Genomic DNA, 19,496 nt, shown 5'->3' on the forward strand with positions numbered 1-19,496 from the left:
ACGGCCTCGAGGATGCGATGAGCGCGAGCTCACGCATACCGCGTTACCGCGGCAGCTTCGCGGCCATCGCGTCGGCAATTTGGCTGGCTTGGTCGATGGTCTGGGGCGAACAGACGTTGACGTCGAAGACCAGATGGGACACCGCGCTGAGCACGTGCTGGCAAGTCACGTCCTTCACGGCGCCCGCCGGATCGCGCAGCAGTGAGATCTTTGGGGGATCACCACTGACTTCCCGGAATGTCCAGTGGAATTCCTTGCCGCTATTGACCTGAGTCACGGTTTTCCCGGCACAGTCCCGCCATTGGACCGCCTGAGCCGTCACAAATCCGAGGGCCTGATCGGCGGACGCAAAAATCACCGCGCCCTGAACCACCACGTAGCCAGGGTTGCTGTGTGGCTTCTGCATCAGCTGGGCGAGCATTGCGGTGTAGCCGCTGCTCTTGTACGGCCGAGTTTGGTAACCAATGAGCGCCCCGAGGCACCGTTCGTCCGACAACGAGTTTTCTGGGCCGGGGTCGGTCATCTCGGTTGTGTTGTGGTCGACGACGATGCCGGTGGTGCCGACGATGGTGTTGATCTGCTCCGGGCTGAGCAGGATCGAATCTAGTTGTGCGGGGGCAACTTTCGGGACGGCGCTAGTTGTGGTGGTCGCGGCGGTCGTGGTTGTGTTCTTGCCGACGGGCTGCCCGCCGCTGTTGTCGAGCGCCAGCCAGATGCCCGTGCCCGCGACGACGCAGACGACGAGCAGCGCCGCGGCGAGGATTAGCCACGGCCTGCGCTTGGGTGGCGCGCTAGGTGCCCACGGTGGCGGCGGTGGCGACGGCAACGTGCGCGGAATTGGGCCAGAGGGTGGGGGCACGTATTGGTGGGTGTGCGCGAGCAGGGTGGCGGCACGGTCCCGGTCGGGGGCGCTGAGCGCTTGTTGGGCGGCACGGGCCAGCTCGCCGGCGGTGGGGTAGCGCTCAGTGGGGTTCTTAGCCATGCCCCGGGCGATGACCTCATCGAAGGCGGTCGGGATCCCCTGACGTTGCAAGCTTGGTCGCGGGACGGGCTGCATGAGATGCGCACCCATGAGAGTGCTGAGGTTCTGCGTTTGGTACGGGGGTGCGCCGACGAGGCACTCATAAAGCACGCAGGCCAGTGCGTAGATGTCGGAACGGTAGGTGATGTCGTCGTCGCCGAATCGTTCGGGTGCCATGTAGCTCCAGCTACCCACCGCCGTCCCCGTTTTGGTGAGGTGTTGGTCGCTGGCCGCGGCGGCGATGCCGAAGTCGACAAGGTAAGCGAAGTCGTCGCCGGTGATCAGGATGTTTTCCGGCTTGATGTCGCGGTGGATGACGCCGGTGCGGTGGGCGGCATCCAGTGCGGCGGCGACTTGGCTGACGATGGCTACCGCGCGAGGTGGGGGCAGCGCGCCATCGCGGTGCAGCAGTGCCCCGAGGTCGGTGCCCTCGATGAGACGCATGTCGATGAAGAGTTGCCCGTCGACCTCACCGAAGTCGTGGATGGGTACGATGTGTGGTTCTTGGAGGCGTCCGGCGGTATGGGCTTCGCGCTGCATCCGTCGGCGAAAGACGTTGTCCGAGCTGTATTGCTGAGATAGCAGTTTGAGTGCGACCGTGCGGTCTTTGACGGTGTCGTGTGCCTCGTAGACTTCGCCCATCCCGCCGCGGCCCAGCAGTCGTCGTAGCCGGTAGGGCCCGAACTGCGTGCCCACCCGCGAAGTCGGCACGGTGTCACTCATTGGTGTGCATCGACTCCCGGATCTGTGCCAAGCGCTCAGCCGCCGCGCGTTGCCGCTTTTCGTACTGTTCCTCGACGCTGTGTCCCTCGGGTGTTTCGGCGTCGAGTTCTCGGGCGCCCTGCGCCGTCGCGAACCTGTTCTCAATTTTCTCGCGGACTGATTCGAAGGTAGGTACACCGGCGCTGTCATATCCGGGTTCGGACGGTGCGGCGTCGGGCGTTGTCGGTTCGTCGGGCATGCCGCAACGTTACTGCTGTGGGTGGCCGGGGCTAGTGCGGCTTGGCGAGGGGGAAGGGCAGCGTCTCGCGAATGCTGCGGCCGGTGACCAGCATGACCAACCGGTCAATGCCCATCCCGAGCCCCCCGGTGGGCGGCATCGCGTATTCCATGGCTTGTAGGAAGTCTTCGTCGAGCTGCATCGCCTCGGGATCTCCGCCGGTTGCCAGCAGGGACTGCTCGTGCAGACGGCGCCGTTGCTCGACCGGGTCGGTGAGTTCGCTGTAGGCCGTACCCAGCTCGACGCCCCACGCCACTAGGTCCCAACGTTCGGCGACTCCGCGCTTGCTGCGATGTGGTCGGGTCAAGGGTGACACCGATGTCGGGAAGTCGATGTAGAACGTCGGATACGCGGTGCGGTCCTCAACCAGGTGCTCGTACAGCTCCAGCACTACCGCGCCGGCGTCCCACTGCAACCGGTAGGGAATGTGGGCGGCCTCGGATAGCTTGCGCAGCGTCGTCAAGTCGGTGTCCGCGTCGATGCGCTCCCCGAGGGCTTCGGACACCGCCTCGTGCACCGTCTTGACCGGCCAGACGCCGGAGATGTCTACCGGCTCGAGGCGATCACCACTGCCCGGTCGCATCGCGGTGGGCGCACCATTCGCCGCTCGGGCAGCGTTTTGGATGAGCTCGCGGCACCCGTCGATCCACACCATGTAGTCGGCGTGCGCTTGATAGGCCTCCAGCAGGGTGAATTCCGGGTTATGGCTGAAGTCGACACCCTCGTTGCGAAACGCGCGGCCGAGCTCGAATACTCGTTCCACGCCACCGACGCACAGGCGCTTCAGATACAGCTCCGGCGCGATGCGCAAGAACAGGTCCATTGAGTAGGCGTTGATATGCGTGACGAACGGTCTTGCGGCGGCTCCGCCGTGCAGCTGCTGCAGGATCGGAGTTTCGACCTCGGTAAATCCCTTGGCGAACAGCGTCTCTCGGATCGACCGCAAGATGTCGCTGCGGGCCGTGATCAGCGTACGGGATTCGGCGTTGATCGCCAGGTCCACATAGCGGGTCCGTACCCGGGCCTCGGGATCGGTGAGCCCCTTCCATTTATTGGGCAGCGGTCGCAAGCACTTGCCGATCAAGCGCCAGCGGCTCACGATCAACGACTGGGTTCCGTTCTTGCTCGAGCCCATATGCCCGGTCATCTCCACTAGGTCGCCCAGATCGATCGCCGCGTTGAAATCCGCGGCGCGGCCCTGCTCTAGACGTGAATTATCCAGCAGCACTTGGACTTCACCGGACCAATCGCGCAGCTGGGCGAATAGCACCCCACCGAAATTGCGTACTCGCAATATGCGCCCGGACACCGAAACATCGGTCTGATCGTCCGCATCCAGCGCCTGTGCAACCGTGTGACTGGGCTGATATCCTACCGGGTAGACATCAATACCGCTGTCCTGCAACTTCTTTAACTTGGCGAGTCGCACGCGGACCTGCTCGGGCAGGCGACGCTGAACCTCGGTGCCGTTGCCGGTGTCCGGCTGTTGCAGCCCACTCACGTCCGGGGCCGTGCCGTCGTGATGCAATAGGCCGGTAGCCACCAGCGGCGGCGGCACCGCCGGATGATGGCCGGTGTGTACCCGATTGCGTCGGCTGAACGGCAATACCAGGAAGCCCTCGGCGATCACCGAGGCGACGCCGACCTTAGGAATCAATCGAGCGTCTTCGTAGCAGGAGTAGCGCGGTACCCATTCGGGTTGGTACTTCATGTTCGAGCGGTACAGCGTCTCGAGCTGCCACCAGCGCGAGAAGAACACCAACAGGGCGCGCCACAACCGTGCCACCGGTCCCGCGCCAAGTTGGGCGCCCTGTTCGAAGGCGGACCGGAACACCGCGAAGTTCAGCGAGATACGGGTGATACCAAGGCTTTCAGCGTGCAAGGCGAGCTCGCTGACCATCAGTTCGATGGTGCCGTTGGGGGATTGCGGAGAACGGCGCATCAGATCCAGGGAGACACCGGTGGTTCCCCATGGCACCAAAGACAACAGTGCCATTACCTCTTGGTCGGGGGTTATCGCCTCGACCAGCAGGCAGTTGGAGTCAGCCGGGTCACCGAGTCGGCCCAGCGCCATTGAGAAGCCACGCTCGGATTCGGTGTCGCGCCACGCGTCGGCGCGCTCAATTGTCTTGGCCATCTCGTCGTCGGAGACGTCGCGGTGCCGTCGGATGCGCACCGTCAGCCCCGACCGGCGCGCCCGAGTCACCGCCTGGCGGACGCCACGCATCTCCGGCCCGGTCAATTTGAATTCGGCCGGCCGCAGAATGGCCTCGTCACCCAACACCAGCGCATTCAGGCCCGCTTCGCGGTACACCTGTGCGCCTAGTGAACTGGCGCCCATGACGCCGGGGGACCAGCCGTAGGTCTGGCACAGCCGTAGCCACGCGGCGACGGCCTGTGGCCATGCGCGGGGGTCGCCCACCGGGTCGCCGCTGGCCAGGCAAACGCCGATCTCGACCCGATAGGTTATGGCGGCGCGGCCACTGGGTGCGAAGACCACCGACTTGTCACGACGGGTGGCGAAGTACGCGAGTGAGTCGTTCTGCCCGTACAACTGGACCAGCCCGCGTATGGCCGATTCGTCCTCCCCGGTCAGTGCATTGTCGGCCCGCTGGGACTGGAACAACACAATCGCCGCCGCAATCAACGCGAAGGCGCCGAACAATCCAAAGATCGCGTTGAGAAAGACATGCGGCTTGCCGCTGAACAGATCGGGGTCCGCGAGGCCGAAGCCGATCACCCGGTTCGCGACATAAGGCAACCGGTCTTGCGGCGCAAGCGATCCCGGGAACAACTCCACCAGACCCCAGGACACTAGGATTCCGATCGCTCCGCCGGCAAGCAGCACTCCGGCCGCCTTGAACAGTGCGCCCCTACGGACCTTGGCCCAGAACTGCCGATAGCCAAGCACCAAAAGAACGCTTGCGACGACGTGGAAAGCGAATCCGAGGTTCTCGCCGAAGTTCTCGGGAGCGGTGTTGCCGCCCGTGGCGATATCGGCGACATTCAGTACTGCGGCAAGGACCATGTTTCCCAGCAACAGCAACCAGGCAATACGTTTGCGCGCGGCCAGCGCACCGGCCAACAGGGCCAGCACGAAGGACCAGGCGAAGCTGGTGTCGGGGAAGTTGAACAGGTAGCTGTTGATGAATTCGCGTGGAGCGTGGATGAGCCAGCGGACCAACGGCGACACACTCGCCAGTAGCGACAGGGTCGCGATGACTCCGACGGTCCAGCCCGCCGCCGCGGGGACCCAGTGATACCGGGAAACCGGCCTGCTCTCCCCTGAGCGAGGCTTGATGAGTGTCACAGACCGCGAGGATATTCCCTAAAACTACGAAATTCTTGGCGATGTGATGGCCAGGTCGCACAAGCTTGCTGCGCTTGGGTTGCCGCTTGTGGCCAGTTCGTTGTCGGGATGTCGCGTCATGCCTGTTAAACTGGCTGCTGCGACCATCCCGGCGAAGGCCAGGGACAGTTAAGTGGAGTCCCACTCCCACCGCTTGCCGAGAAGGGCTTCGAGGCTTTTTCTAGGCAACGCGGTCCGGTCACAGGCATTTGGAATGCCTGTTCTGCGCGCGACGCAGGCGGCTTGAGTAGATCCAAGCCGCGATCGGTCGGCACTGGGCCCTGCTGCTGCAGGGCTTTTTTGCTGATGGCAGGTGTGTTCCCCGCACTGATCCCGGCCCGGCTCAGGCACAGGTCGCGATGGAACCACAAGCCTACGAGGAGGCCCCATCAGCACTGAGACCCGCGTCAACGAGCGCATTCGCGTACCTGAGGTCCGATTGATTGGCCCAGGGGGGGAGCAGGTAGGCATCGTGCGTATCGAAGACGCACTCCGCGTCGCCGCGGACGCCGATCTTGACCTTGTCGAAGTTGCTCCAAACGCCAGACCGCCGGTCTGCAAGATCATGGACTACGGCAAGTACAAGTATGAGGCGGCGCAGAAAGCGCGCGAATCCCGCCGGAACCAGCAGCAGACCGTTGTCAAAGAGCAAAAGCTGCGACCAAAGATCGACGACCACGACTACGAGACCAAGAAGGGCCACGTCGTGCGCTTCTTGGAAGCGGGATCGAAGGTCAAGGTCACCATCATGTTTCGCGGACGTGAGCAGTCGCGGCCCGAGTTGGGCTATCGGCTGCTGCAGCGACTGGGAGCCGACGTTGCCGACTACGGCTTCGTCGAAACCTCCGCAAAACAGGACGGGCGCAACATGACGATGGTGCTGGCACCCCACCGCGGCGCGAAGACTCGCGCCAGGGCGCGGCATCCCGGTGAACCTGCGGGTGGACCGGGCGATGCGGCTGGCGACAGCAAAACTTCATCGAACTGACCTGATAACCAGAACTGAGGAATTATGCCCAAGGCCAAGACCCACAGCGGGGCCTCGAAGCGGTTCCGGCGCACCGGCACCGGGAAGATTGTCCGGCAGAAAGCCAACCGACGGCATCTGCTCGAGCACAAGCCGACCAAGCGCACCCGGCGGCTGGATGGCCGTACCACGGTGGCGGCCAATGACACCAAGCGGGTCAAGTCGCTGCTGAACGGCTGATCGGCGCCCCGCATGACTCGGCCGCCGGCCCTGACCATTTCGCCCGAACGAGAATAGGAACAACCCATGGCACGCGTAAAGCGGGCAGTCAACGCCCACAAGAAGCGGCGCTCCGTCCTGAAGGCCTCGAAAGGTTATCGGGGTCAGCGATCCCGCCTTTACCGCAAGGCCAAAGAGCAGCAGCTGCATTCGCTGAACTACGCCTACCGTGACCGTCGGGCGCGTAAGGGCGAATTCCGCAAGCTGTGGATCTCGCGAATCAACGCGGCCGCGCGCGCCAACGACATCACCTACAACCGGCTGATCCAGGGTCTGAAGGCGGCGGGTGTCGAGGTGGACCGCAAGAATCTTGCCGACATCGCGATCACCGATCCGGCGGCATTCACCGCGCTCGTCGACGTAGCCCGGGCGGCCCTACCCGAAGACGTCAACGCCCCCTCGGGAGAAGCTGCCTAACCCTGGTGTTGACCGAACGCTCGGCCAGGGTGGCGGCGGCGGTCAAGCTGCATCGCCACGTCGGCCGTCGGCGCTCGGGCCGGTTCCTCGCCGAAGGGCCCAACCTGGTCGAGGCCGCCGGGGAGCGCGGCCTGATCCGGGATGTCTTCGTCACCGAGGCCGCGGCACGACGTCATGAGTCCTTGCTGGCCAGGCAGGAGTCGCCGGTGCATCTGGTGACAGAACGTGCCGCAAAGGCGCTGTCCGACACGGTTACTCCGACGGGCCTGGTCGCCGTATGTGACATGCCCGCGACCCGGTTAGCCGAGGTGGTGTCTGGCTCACCCCAGTTGATCGCGGTCGCCGTCGACATCAACGAGCCGGGCAACGCCGGGACGCTCATCCGCATCGCCGACGCCATGGGCGCGGCGGCGGTGATTGTCGCCGGGCACAGCGTCGACCCGTACAACGGCAAATGTCTGCGCGCGTCCACCGGCAGCATCTTCTCCATCCCCGTCGTGGTCGCACCCGATATCCGCGCCGTCGTCGAAGAGTTGCGCGTGGCCGGTCTACGGGTGCTGGCCACCACCGTGGACGGCGAGACGTCGCTCGACGATGTTGATCTTGCGGCGCCGACGGCTTGGCTGTTCGGGCCCGAATCACATGGATTATCAGCCGAAGTCGCGGGCGGGGCGGACCACCGGGTGCACATCCCGATGTCGGGTGGCGCGGAGAGCCTGAACGTCGCCGCGGCCGCAGCTATCTGTCTATATCAGAGCGCGCGGGCCCTCAACCGACATTAGGCGGCCCTCTTACGGCCCCGGGCCGGGCGCAGGCCGGCGATCGAGAGCGTGCCGTGCACCAGCGATCCGGCGCGCTCCATGATCAGCCTGGCCGGGTTGGTACGGGGTGGGAAGTAGTGCATCGGCAGGCCCCGACGGTCCCGTGGCGGCGCCACGAATGACGGCGCCTCGACCAAAGGCGCGTCGCTACGAATTCGTCCCTCCGCCCGGCGATAGGCGGCTAACGCGCGCGGATGCAAGCGGATTTCGTCGGGCACTGCCAAGAACAGCAGCTCGACCAGCTTGCCGAACACTCGCAGCAATACCTCATCGCCCGGTGTCCAGTGCATTCCCGCCTTCTCCCGGATCGCGGGCTCGAATAGGCCGGCGGCGATCCACCGCTGACCGGCCACCAACGGCTTGAACAATTGATCCCAGATTGGGGTGGGGATCAGAACGAATTTCGGCTTGGGGATTCGCATCTGGAAGATGTCCAGCGTCGCCTGGTTGATCTCCAGCTCGTCGCGACCTACCCGCTCCCAATACTCCTGAAACTCTTCCCACGATTTGGGCACCGGTCGCATGCTCATCCCGTACATCCGGTACCACTGCACGTGCTCGTCGAACAGCTGGCGCTTCTCGGCATCGGTCAGGCCGCCGCAGAAGTACTCGGCCACCTTGATGACCAGCATGAAGAAGGTCGCATGGGCCCAGTAGAACGTCTCGGGATTGAGCGCGTGATAGCGACGTCCCGCGACGTCGACTCCCTTGATCGTGCGGTGGTAGCCCTTGATCTGCTGACCGGTCTCGGCGGCCCGGTCACCGTCATACACGACGCCCATGATCGGGTAAACCGACCGCGCCACCCGTTGCAATGGTTCCCGCAGCAGGATCGAGTGCTCGGTGACACCAGCGCCCAGCTCCGGATACATGTTCTGGATAGCGCCGATCCACACGCCCATCATCCCCGTGCGCAGGTCACCGAAATATTTCCAGGTCAGTGAGTCGGGCCCGAGCGGCTCCGCGGATGTAGTCGACACGACAGTCATCACGGCCTCCATGCGCGTAACTTGCGCTCACGATAAACGTTGACAACGCACGTTGTCTATGAATTCGGCAGATGCCCGCACGTGGTGTTATCCACGGTCCACACCCGTGTAGCAGGGCCGTAATCAGGCCGCTTGTGGCCGCCGGCGAAGAGCTGCACGCGAGCGTAACCTGGCTGCGATTCTCGAGCCCGAGTTTCGCAGTGCGGTTACGCTGGCGGGCTTCACCTGGTCGATGTCACACGGGTGCGCAGTTGCGGCGACACATGTCTGTCAGATCGCCAGGAAGCTTTCAAACCAGGGCAGGCAGGTAAGCGCGGCATACACTGTCCGTCACCCTCAGCGAGGCCGCAGCGGCGGCGGCGCCCACGCTTGGGCTCGCGGCCCCGGCGGCTGATCAGGTATCGGCGGCGATCGCGGCAATGTTCGGGACGCATGCTCGAGAATTTCAATCCCTCAGCGCGCAAGCGGCGGCATTTCATGAGCAGTTAGACCAACCGTCATTCCATTGAGCGGTCCAAAGTTTGGTGGTCTCGTTCCCGCCCTATTCGGAGGGGTTTTGCCGGGCTTCTAGTCGTCGGCCGGCACTGCGCCGCGTTTGGATTTCGTTGGCGGTTGTCGGTCTGGTCGTTTGTTGCGAAGTGTGACGCAAACGGCGCGACCGTGATTGCCTGCGTCTGTGCATACCACCTACCCTTGCCTGGTGGAGGTCGGGCTTGGCGACTCGGAGTCCGGCGTGCCCGACAAGACTGTGACCGAGTCGGCGCGTGACGTCTCTCGGCGATTGTCTGTGGCGCGGTGGCTGCGTAGCACCAACCACAGTCCCGGAGTTGTGGCGTTCATCCGCCGCGCGCGACGGTTGTTGCCCGGCGATCCGGAGTTCGGCGACCCGCTGTCCACCGCAGGTGAGGGCGGTCCCCGCGCCGCGGCACGGGCCGCCGACCGGCTGCTGGGGGATCGCGACGCGGCGTCTCGCGAGGTCAGCCTGGGTGTGCTGCAAGTATGGCAAGCGTTGACCGAGTCCATTTCTCGGCGGCCGGCAAACCCGGAGGTAACACTGGTATTCACCGATCTGGTCGGTTTCTCGACGTGGTCGCTGCAGGCTGGTGATGACGCGGCCCTGGTGCTGCTGCGGCAGGTAGCCCGGGCTGTGGAGCCGCCACTCTTGGACGCCGGTGGACACATCGTCAAGCGGATGGGCGACGGGATCATGGCGGTGTTCCGCAGGCCGGACGTTGCCGTGCGGGCCGTAGTCGCCGCTCAGGATGCTGTGAAATCAGTTGAAGTACATGGATATACGCCACGGATGCGGGTCGGCATCCACACCGGCCGACCGCAGCGCCTGGGTGCAGACTGGCTCGGCGTCGACGTCAATATCGCCGCGCGGGTTATGGAAAGGGCCACCAAAGGTGGCATCATGATTTCCAGCCCAACCCTAGACCTGATCCCGCAAAGTGAGTTGGACGAGTTGGGTGTCGTCGCCAAGCGCGCACGCCGACCGATATTTTCCAGCAAACTCACCGGCATCCCACCGGACCTGGCGATCTATCGCCTGAGGACTGGTAGGGAGTTGACAGCCGCCGATAACCAAGATGAGACAGAACTCGATGCATAGTGGAACGCGATGATTTACGGCCTGTTGTCCCGGGTGGCCCGGGTCCGATTCACCGTGGGTTACCTGGCCGCTCTTGCGTGGGTCAGCACCGCGATCCTGACGCTTAATCCGCAGGCGCACGACCGTCTGGTCCGGCACGCCAGCACCAACCTGCACAACCTGGCGCATGGACGCTTGGGAACGCTATTGAGTAGCGCGTTCGTCGTCGAAGCGGGTCCGCTCTACTTCTGGATGCCCTTCCTGGCGTGTCTGCTCGCGCTCGCCGAGCTGCATTTGCACACCGTCCGGTTGATCGTGGCGTTTGTCGTCGGCCATGTCGGGGCCACACTCGTGGTGGCGGCAGCTCTGGCCGCGGCCGTGGAGTTTGGCTGGATGCCCTGGTCGATCACTCACGCTACCGATGTCGGGATGAGCTATGGGGCGCTGGCGGCGCTGGGAGCGCTGTCCGCGGCGATCCCGCGGCGCTGGCGGCCGGCGTGGATTGGCTGGTGGGTCTCGGTGAGCGTAGTAGCGGTGATCATCGATGGCGAATTCACCAACGCGGGCCATGCCGTCGCCGTGATCCTGGGCGTGCTGTTGGCCACCCGCTTTCGTCGGCCGATCCACTGGACGCCGTTGCGGTGCCTGATGCTTGCCCTGTCTTCGGGGTTCGGTTTCCTGGTGCTGGCTCATAGCTGGTGGGCGATGGCCGCCGGGCTGGCGCTTGGCCTGCCGGGTGCCGGACTGGCTCATCTGGTGGCCCGCAGGTTCGGCCGCCGCGACTCGATGGCCAACGCGCCGGTGTTAGCGGACGCGTCGACCGTCCGGCAGCCCGCGCTGAGCGTCTGATTGGGTGTCAAATTTCAAATTATTGACGTCATCGTCGAAGCCTTTGCCGCGGCTGGATGAATGGCCAAATTGAATTTAAATTGCGCGAAAGTCCAATGGCGGAGCATATTCACAATTCTTCCAATTGAAACTCTAATAATTTCGTGGGAATGTAGCCGGGTCAGCTGAGTCCGTCGGAGGATGTGGCATGTCTTTTCTGATCGCTGATCCGGAGATGGTGGTGGCCGCGGCGACGGATTTGGAGGGCATTGGCTCTGCGGTGAGCGCTGCCAACGCAGCGGGGCCGACGACGGGGATGGCCGCGGCCGCCGCCGATGAGGTGTCGGCGGCTATCGCGGCGTTGTTCGGCACCTACGCTCAGGAATACCGAGCCGTGAGCACCCAGGCGGCGGCGTTTCATGCCCAGTTTGTGCGGTCCTTGACCGCGGGTGCGGGGTGGTATGCGAACGCCGAGGCGGTCAACGCGACGCTATTTCAGCGCATTGAGCAAGAGGCGCTCAGCATTGTCAACGCGCCCACCCGGGCGCTGCTGGGCCGCCCGTTGATCGGCGACGGGGCCAACGCAACGATGCCGGGCGGGCGCGGCGAGGACGGCGGGCTGCTGTACGGAAACGGTGGCAACGGCGCCGCCGGCGGCACCGGGCAGGCCGGCGGTGCCGGCGGTAACGCAGGGTGGTTCGGAAACGGCGGGGCCGGAGGCGCCGGCGGGGCCGGTGCGGCCGGAGGTGCCGGCGGCACCGGTGGTCTGCTGGTGGGCAATGGTGGCGACGGCGGGCAGGGTGGGGCGGCCGCGGTGGGCATCAATGGCGGCAAGCCCGGACTGGGGGGTAGTGGGGGGCTGGCCGGGGCATTCGGCCAACCCGGAGCCCACGGGCAAGACGGTGCGGCCGCGGCGGGCGGCGGCGGAACCCCACCCGCTGGCGGTGGGGACACCCCACCCAGCGGAGGCGGCGACACACCGCCCGCTGGGGGTGGGGACACGCCGTCCAGCGGTGGTGGGGACACCCCACCCACGGGCGGCGGCTCCGGAGTAGCGGCGACGTTATCGACGACGCGCTGGGATGGCGGCTTCAGGGCCGATTACCACATCACCAACTCGGGCTCGACCGCTTCGACCTGGAAGGTCGAATTCGATTTGCCAAGCGGATCGATCGGGGACGTGTGGAATGCGGAACTTGCCCAGTCGGGCACGCATTACGTGCTGACCCCTAAGTATTCGCCCACGCTTGCGGCGGGCGGCGCGCTCGACGTTGGTTTTGTAGTCTCGCAGCCCGGCGCCTACGAGGCGCCGACCAACGTTGTGGTGAACGGTCAGCCGGTCCCCGGAGGCTCAACACCAACGACGCCACCCACAACACCGCCGACAACCCCGCCCACGACGCCACCCACCACTCCGCCGACGACGCCACCGACCATGCCCAATGGGCCATCGACCGGAGTGTTCTCTCCGTATGTCGACATGACGCTGTGGCCGCAGTTCGATTTCGCGGGTGCCGGCGGCCTCGGTGACGTCGACCATGTCGTGCTCGGCTTCATCACCGCCGATTCGCAGGGGCAGGCGGCCTGGGGCGGCTTTGACGCGTACGCGGTCAACGGCGGCAGCCTGCTGTATCAAATCAATGACCAGATCACCGCGATGCATAGCGCAGATATCGACGCCACCATCTCCTTTGGTGGTGCGGCGAATCAGGAACTGGCTCTGGTCACCCCGGACGTGAACGCTCTGGCCGCGAAGTACCAGTCGGTGATGGATGCCTACGGCTTCCACAAGCTCGATTTCGACATCGAGGGCGCGGCCCAGGGTGACGTCGCATCGCTGACACGTCGCGCGCAGGCGATCACCATGCTGCAGACGGCGGGGAATGCGAGCGGTACCCCGGTGGAGGTTTCGTTCACTCTTCCGGTGCTGCCGACGGGTTTGACCGCCGACGGGATGCGGGTGGTTACCAACGCTATCGCCAATGGCGTGGACATCGCGCACGTCAACATCATGGCGATGGACTATTTTGACCCGAGTCTGCCGTACGAGGGCAAGATGGGTGACTATGCGATTCAGGCGGCAACGGCTGTGCACGATCAGTTGGTGCCGTTGTATCCGTCGAAGACCGATGCGGAGATCTGGGCGATGGTCGATGTGACGCCCATGATCGGCGTCAACGACCATACGGTCGAAGTGTTCACCCTTGCCGACGCGCAGAAGCTCACCACGTTCGCCGAGGAAAAGGGCTTGGGTGGACTGCACATGTGGTCGATCAACCGCGACTACCCGGGTCCAGTGGGCACCCTGTCAAACACCAGCAGTGGCGTCTCGCAAGACGCCTGGGCTTACTCGCACATCTTCGGGGAGTTCGACGACTGATCCCAGACGTGGGCAGCACTGGACGAACGGGTCCATGACTTATGATCGGCACTTGCGCCATACCCGTGCCGTGAACCCACCCGCCCGCCCAGGGGACGGACCGAGGTGCGGTACCTCCCCTGCGTGGGGAGGACCGGGCGGTCCGATCAGCCTCGTCAGCAAGGAGAGTGTCGCCGCGTGGGTGATCCCCCCCTCGAGACGATAGTGTCGATGTCGTCGCCGGAAGCACTGACGAAGGCGGTCAACGCCGCCCAGCAGGCCATCGCCCTGGCGGACAATCTGGACGCGCTGGCGCGCATCAAGACCGAACACCTCGGTGACCGCTCGCCGCTGGCGCTGGCGCGACAAGCACTAGCCAGCCTGCCCAAACAAGAGCGCGCCGACGCCGGCAAGCGGGTCAACATCGCGCGCGCCGACGCCCAGCGCAGCTACGACGAACGGTTGGCGACGCTGCGCGCGGAGCGTGACGCGGCGGTTTTGGTCGCCGAACGAATCGACGTCACCCTGCCATCGACGCGACAGCCGACCGGGGCCCGACATCCGATCACGATCCTGGCCGAGCACATCGCCGACACATTCATCGCGATGGGATGGGAACTGGCCGAAGGCCCAGAGGTTGAGGCCGAACAGTTCAACTTCGATGCCCTGAACTTCCCTGCCGATCACCCAGCCCGCAGCGAACAGGACACCTTCTACATCGCGCCCGAGGATTCCCGCCAGCTGCTGCGCACCCACACTTCGCCGGTGCAGGTGCGCACCCTGCTGCAGCGCGAATTGCCGGTCTACATCATCTCGATCGGCCGCACCTTCCGCACCGACGAACTTGATGCCACCCACACGCCGGTCTTCCATCAGGTCGAGGGGCTGGCGGTGGATCGCGGACTGACCATGGCGCATTTGCGCGGAACTCTGGACGCTTTCGCGCGCGCCGAGTTCGGACCGTTGGCGCGAACCCGAATCCGGCCGCATTTCTTCCCGTTCACCGAACCCTCCGCCGAAGTTGATGTCTGGTTCGCCAACAAGAAGGGCGGCGCCGACTGGGTGGAGTGGGGTGGCTGCGGAATGGTGCATCCAAACGTGTTGCGTGCCGCTGGAATTGACCCCGAGGTCTACTCCGGCTTCGCGTTCGGGATGGGCTTGGAGCGAACCTTGCAGTTCCGCAACGGGATTCCCGACATGCGCGACATGGTCGAGGGAGACATTCGATTCACGTTGCCGTTCGGGGTGGGGGCGTAATGCGCGTTCCGTACAGCTGGCTGCGCGAGGTCGTTTCCGTCGGCGCACCCGGTTGGGATGCTGACCCCGGCGAGCTTGAGCAGACGCTGGTGCGCATCGGCCACGAGGTCGAAGAGGTGATCACCCTGGGTCCGGTCGACGGCCCGCTGATCGTGGGTCGGGTACTCGAGATAGAAGAGCTCACCGGGTTCAAGAAGCCGATCCGGGCCTGTCTGGTAGACACCGGCGACGGCCAACAGCACGAGATCGTGTGTGGTGCAACTAATTTCGTGGCCGGCGAGCTGGTCATGGTCGCGCTACCCGGCGCCGTGTTGCCCGGCGCCGTTACCATCACGTCCCGCAAAACCTATGGCCGCAACTCCGACGGCATGATCTGCTCGGCGGCAGAACTCGGGTTGGGCGCAGACCACTCCGGCATTCTGGTGCTACCACCCGGAACGGCCGTACCCGGAACCGCGGGCGCCGGGGTGCTCGGACTCGACGATGTCGTCTTTCACCTAGCCATCACCCCTGACCGCGGTTACTGCATGTCGGTGCGTGGCCTGGCCCGTGAAATCGCCTGCGCATACGACTTGGATTTTGTGGACCCGGCGGCAGTGCCGTCGTTGCCGGTCCAGGGGGAGGCGTGGCCGCTGACGGTAGAGCCGGAAACCGGGGTGCGCCGCTTCGCGTTGCGCCCGGTAACCGGGATTGACCCGACCGCCATATCGCCCTGGTGGCTGCAGCGCCGGCTGCTGCTTTCCGGCATTCGCCCCACCTCGCCGGCGGTGGACGTGACCAACTACGTGATGCTCGAACTTGGCCACCCGATGCACGCGCACGACCGTGGCCAGATCACCGGGGGTTTCGGCGTGCGCTTTGCCCGGCCCGGCGAGACCGTCGTCACGCTTGACGACGTCGAGCGCCGGCTCGCCCCGGCCGATGTGCTCATCGTCGACAACGTCGCAACCACGGCGATCGGCGGCGTGATGGGGGCGGCGAGCACCGAGGTGCGCTCCGATTCCACCGACGTGCTGCTGGAGGCCGCGGTATGGGACGCCGCCGCGGTGTCGCGCACCCAACGGCGGCTGCACTTGCCCAGCGAGGCAGCCCGTCGTTACGAGCGCGCGGTAGACCCGGCCATTTCGGTGGCCGCCCTGGACCGGTGCGCCGCGCTGCTCGCCGACATTGCCGGCGGAGCGGTGGACCCGACCCTGACCGATTGGCGTGGGGAGCCGCCGCGCGATGACTGGTGGTTGCCGCCGATCCGGATTGCCGTCGATCTGCCGGATCGCGTCGCCGGAGTGGCGTATCCGCACGGCACGGCCGCACGCCGGCTGGCCCAAATCGGTGCCCGGGTAACCCGAGACGGCGACAACTTGACTGTGACGCCGCCGAGTTGGCGACCGGATCTGCTGCAGCCTGCCGACCTTGTCGAGGAGGTGCTGCGGTTGGAGGGCCTGGAGGTGGTTCCGTCGGTCCTTCCGGCGGCACCCGCGGGTCGCGGGCTCACCGCGGTACAAAAGCGTCGCCGTGCGATCGGTAAGTCGCTTGCGCTGTCGGGTTACGTCGAGATTCTGCCGACGCCTTTTCTGCCCGCGAGTGTGTTCGACGTGTGGGGGCTTCCGACGGACGATCCGCGACGCATCACGACGCACGTGCTGAATCCGCTGGAGGCCGATCGTCCGCAGCTGGCTACCACGTTGTTGCCAGCTATGTTGGAAGCGTTGGGGCGCAACGTATCCCGAGGTCTCGTTGACGTCGCGCTGTTCGCCGTCGCCCAGGTGGTACAGCCCACCGAGCAGACTCGCGGCGTTGGGCTGATTCCAGTAGACCGACGACCGACCGAAGCCGAGATCGCCATGCTGGACGCTTCCTTGCCTCGGCAACCACAGCATGTCGCCGCGGTACTGGCCGGCCTGCGCGAACCGCGCGGTCCGTGGGGGCCTGGGCGGCCGGTGCAAGCCTGGGACGCGTTCGAAGCGGTGCGAATCATCGCACGCGCCAGTGGAGTTGACCTAACCCTACGGGCGGCCCAGTACCTGCCGTGGCACCCGGGCCGGTGCGCGGAAGTACGTATCGGTGAAACCGTCATTGGTCACGCGGGGCAGTTGCATCCCGCGGCGATTGAACGCTCGGGCCTGCCTCAGGGAACCTGTGCGATGGAGCTGAACCTGGACGCGATTCCGATCGTCGAGGGAGTGCCGGCGCCCTCGGTCTCGCCCTTCCCGGCCGTGTTCCAGGACGTCAGCTTGGTGGTGTCCGCGGATGTTCCCGCTCAGTCGGTGGCGGATGCCGTTCGGGAAGGGGCCGGCGACCTGCTCGAGCACATTGAGCTGTTCGACGTGTTCGCGGGCCCGCAGATCGGCGAGCACCGCAAGTCGCTGACGTTCGCCCTGCGATTCCGTGCGCCGGATCGCACGCTGACCGAAGACGACGCGAGCGCCGCCCGCGATGCCGCGGTGCGGAACGCGGCCGAGCGGGTCGGCGCTGTACTGCGCAGCTAAGCCGCGCCGATCCAGCCAAAATGCATTCACATTTGTTACTTGTGTACCGCTGACGAACGCCTGTTCTGGCATCGCCTGTCTAGGCCGAAGTTGCGTCGGGTGAGATGGCGAATTTGGCGGTTGAGCTGGGATCTGTGTGGGTTTGGGGCCTGGATATGTAGCCAGTGAATGTGGCGTGTTGATGACGCATATTGGTGAATTTGCCTGGTAGTATCCGGTTATGGTGAAGCCGATGCGAATGCATGTAGCCCGAACACCGAGCAGGTACGTGGACAAGGCCGGCAACGTGCACCGCTACGAGTCGGTGCTGGTGCGCCGCACCTACCGCGAGGGCAAGAAGGTCCGCCACGAGACCCTGGCCAATCTGTCCAAGCTGCCCGCGGAGGCGATCGCCGCGATCGAGGCAACGCTGAAGGGGCAGGCACTGGTACCCGCCGAGGCGGCGTGCACCATCACTCGCTCGCTGCCGCACGGGCATGTGGCCGCGGTCGCCGCGATGGCCCGCCGATTGGGGTTTCCGGGCCTGTTGGGCCCGGCCTGCCGATCTCGGGACCTGGTGCTGGGGTTGATTATCTCGCGGGTGATCCGCCCGGCCTCCAAACTGTCCACGCTGTCGCGATGGGCCGATTGCACCCTGGGGCCCGACCTGGCGGTGGCAGATGCGTCTACCGATGAGGTGTATGCCGCGATGGACTGGTTGGCCAATCGCCAGGACGCAATCGAGAAGAAGCTAGCCGCCAAACACCTTGGGCCAGAGGCGAACCCAAGCCGGATGGCGTTGTTTGATCTGACCAGCTCGTGGGTGACCGGGCGGTGCTGTGAGCTGGCCGCCTATGGCTATTCCCGCGACGGCAAGAAGGGCCTGCCGCAGATTGAATACGGGGTGCTCACCGACCCGGCCGGGCGCCCGGTGGCGGTACGGGTAGTGCCCGGGGACACCGCCGACCCGGTCGCGTTCAGCGACATCGTCGAGGTGATCCGCGACCGCTTCGGGTTGACCCGGCTGGTGCTGGTCGGCGATCGCGGCATGATCACCTCCGCGCGCATCGACGCGCTGCGCAAGCTCAACGACAGCCCCGACACCGCAACGGCTTTCGGGTGGATCACGGCGCTACGCGCCCCGGATATCGCCACACTGGCCGCCGAGCAGGGACCGCTGCAAATGAGCCTGTTCGACACCCAAGACCTCGCCGAGATCAGCCACCCCGACTACCCGGGGGAACGGTTGATCGCTTGCCGCAACCCCGCCCTGGCCACCGAGCGGGCCCGCAAACGCAACGAACTGCTGGCCGCCACCGACGCCGACCTGGCCGCCATCGCCGCCCGGGTGGCATCCGGGCGCCTGCGCGGAGCGGGCAAAATCGGCGAGGCCATCGGCCGGGTAATCGCCAAACGCAAAGTAGGCAAGCACTTTCGCCGCGAGATCACCGACACCACCTTCACCTACCACCGCGACCAGGCCGCCATCGATGCCGAAGCCGCCCTCGATGGCATCTACGTGCTACGCACACCGGTACCCGCCACCGAACTCGATCCGACCGCGGTCGTAGAAAGCTACAAGAACCTGGCCCACGTCGAACGCGACTTCCGCAACATCAAAACCGACGACCTGGATCTACGACCCATTCACCACCGCCTCGACGAGCGCGTCCGCGCCCACGTACTGATCTGCCTGCTAGCCTGCTACCTCATCTGGCACCTGCGCAAAGCCTGGGCGCCACTGACCTTCACCGACGAACACCCACCCACCCGCGACAACCCCGTCGCCCCCGCGCAACGCTCACCGCAGGCCCAAGCCAAGGCCTCCACCCAACACGACGCCAACGGCAACCCGCTACGCAGCTTCCGCGGCCTACTCGACCACCTAGCGACCCTGACCCGCAACGACATTCACTACCACGGCACCAACGCCACGGTGCCCACCTTGGCCGAACCCACCCCCGATCAACGCCGCGCCTTCGACCTCATCGGCACCCCGATCCCACTAACCGCAGCGTAGCCAGAACCACCACCCCAACAAGACCAGCAAAACCCCAGGTCAACTAGAAATCCACTCACCCATAACGCCGCAACTTCGGTCTAGAACCGTACAGATTACTGGCAATTTGCTGACAATTCGACACATGTAGAGC

At 65.2% G+C, this 19,496-nt stretch carries 15 protein-coding genes; 11 read left to right on the plus strand and 4 right to left on the minus strand.

Translation table 11 applies throughout. The features are described 5' to 3' along the window. Positions 1–43: 43 nt before the first annotated feature. Genes AADZ78_RS12170 through lysX form a run of 3 tightly spaced genes read right to left on the minus strand, consistent with a single transcriptional unit; the run spans position 44 to position 5,331 of the window. On the minus strand, positions 44–1,744 hold the full coding sequence (locus AADZ78_RS12170; protein ID WP_085249455.1) for a serine/threonine-protein kinase PknH/PknJ: 1,701 nt from the start codon (positions 1,742–1,744) through the stop codon (positions 44–46). After that, positions 1,737–1,982 carry a hypothetical protein gene (locus AADZ78_RS12175; RefSeq protein ID WP_085249454.1) on the minus strand — a complete coding sequence of 82 codons (246 nt, stop codon included), beginning with the start codon at positions 1,980–1,982 and terminating at the stop codon, positions 1,737–1,739. Before AADZ78_RS12175 ends, AADZ78_RS12170 begins: the two co-directional genes overlap by 8 nt. 31 nt (positions 1,983–2,013) lie before the next feature. Next, on the minus strand, positions 2,014–5,331 hold the full coding sequence (lysX, locus tag AADZ78_RS12180) for a bifunctional lysylphosphatidylglycerol synthetase/lysine--tRNA ligase LysX (protein WP_085249453.1): 3,318 nt from the start codon (positions 5,329–5,331) through the stop codon (positions 2,014–2,016). Positions 5,332–5,758: 427 nt separating this feature from the next. Between lysX and infC the strand changes: the two genes are divergently transcribed. The 4 genes from infC (at position 5,759) to AADZ78_RS12200 (ending at position 7,815) form a co-directional block, all read left to right on the plus strand. Next, the gene (infC, locus tag AADZ78_RS12185) at positions 5,759–6,358 is read left to right on the plus strand and encodes a translation initiation factor IF-3 (RefSeq protein WP_085249452.1); all 600 of its coding nucleotides are present in this window, start codon (positions 5,759–5,761) and stop codon (positions 6,356–6,358) included. Between the two features lie 24 nt (positions 6,359–6,382). After that, positions 6,383–6,577 carry a 50S ribosomal protein L35 gene (rpmI, locus tag AADZ78_RS12190; protein ID WP_085249451.1) on the plus strand — a complete coding sequence of 65 codons (195 nt, stop codon included), beginning with the start codon at positions 6,383–6,385 and terminating at the stop codon, positions 6,575–6,577. A gap of 66 nt (positions 6,578–6,643) precedes the next feature. Then, positions 6,644–7,033: a 50S ribosomal protein L20 gene (gene rplT, locus AADZ78_RS12195; protein WP_012394192.1), complete on the plus strand. Its 390-nt coding sequence runs from the start codon at positions 6,644–6,646 to the stop codon at positions 7,031–7,033. A 5-nt stretch (positions 7,034–7,038) separates the two neighbouring features. After that, positions 7,039–7,815 (plus strand): TrmH family RNA methyltransferase, encoded by a 777-nt coding sequence (locus AADZ78_RS12200; protein WP_085249450.1) that lies wholly within the window; start codon positions 7,039–7,041, stop codon positions 7,813–7,815. On the opposite strand, the gene AADZ78_RS12205 is transcribed toward AADZ78_RS12200, so the two are convergent. Beyond that, positions 7,812–8,843: an oxygenase MpaB family protein gene (locus AADZ78_RS12205; RefSeq protein WP_085249483.1), complete on the minus strand. Its 1,032-nt coding sequence runs from the start codon at positions 8,841–8,843 to the stop codon at positions 7,812–7,814. The two genes, AADZ78_RS12200 and AADZ78_RS12205, sit on opposite strands and share 4 nt — an antisense overlap. A gap of 323 nt (positions 8,844–9,166) precedes the next feature. On the opposite strand from AADZ78_RS12205, the gene AADZ78_RS12210 reads away from it, so the two are divergent. The 7 genes from AADZ78_RS12210 (at position 9,167) to AADZ78_RS12240 (ending at position 19,363) form a co-directional block, all read left to right on the plus strand. Further along, positions 9,167–9,352, plus strand: a complete 186-nt coding sequence (locus AADZ78_RS12210) for a PE family protein (RefSeq protein WP_085249449.1) — start codon at positions 9,167–9,169, stop codon at positions 9,350–9,352. 191 nt (positions 9,353–9,543) lie between these two features. Next, positions 9,544–10,455: an adenylate/guanylate cyclase domain-containing protein gene (locus AADZ78_RS12215; RefSeq protein ID WP_204079814.1), complete on the plus strand. Its 912-nt coding sequence runs from the start codon at positions 9,544–9,546 to the stop codon at positions 10,453–10,455. A 9-nt stretch (positions 10,456–10,464) separates the two neighbouring features. Next, on the plus strand, positions 10,465–11,283 hold the full coding sequence (locus AADZ78_RS12220) for a rhomboid-like protein (RefSeq protein WP_085249447.1): 819 nt from the start codon (positions 10,465–10,467) through the stop codon (positions 11,281–11,283). Positions 11,284–11,470: 187 nt separating this feature from the next. Beyond that, positions 11,471–13,642 carry a PE domain-containing protein gene (locus AADZ78_RS12225; protein ID WP_204803093.1) on the plus strand — a complete coding sequence of 724 codons (2,172 nt, stop codon included), beginning with the start codon at positions 11,471–11,473 and terminating at the stop codon, positions 13,640–13,642. Positions 13,643–13,852: 210 nt separating this feature from the next. Further along, positions 13,853–14,878: a phenylalanine--tRNA ligase subunit alpha gene (gene pheS, locus AADZ78_RS12230; RefSeq protein WP_139828522.1), complete on the plus strand. Its 1,026-nt coding sequence runs from the start codon at positions 13,853–13,855 to the stop codon at positions 14,876–14,878. Beyond that, positions 14,878–17,364 (plus strand): phenylalanine--tRNA ligase subunit beta, encoded by a 2,487-nt coding sequence (pheT, locus tag AADZ78_RS12235; protein ID WP_085249083.1) that lies wholly within the window; start codon positions 14,878–14,880, stop codon positions 17,362–17,364. The genes pheS and pheT overlap by 1 nt, the downstream gene beginning before the upstream one ends. A 232-nt stretch (positions 17,365–17,596) precedes the next feature. Beyond that, entirely contained in the window at positions 17,597–19,363 is a 1,767-nt protein-coding gene (locus AADZ78_RS12240) for an IS1634 family transposase (protein WP_239655096.1), read from the plus strand. The last annotated feature ends 133 nt before the right edge of the window (positions 19,364–19,496 follow it).

The sequence above is a fragment of the Mycobacterium riyadhense genome (assembly GCF_963853645.1).
GTDB classification, from domain to species: Bacteria; Actinomycetota; Actinomycetes; order Mycobacteriales; family Mycobacteriaceae; genus Mycobacterium; species Mycobacterium riyadhense.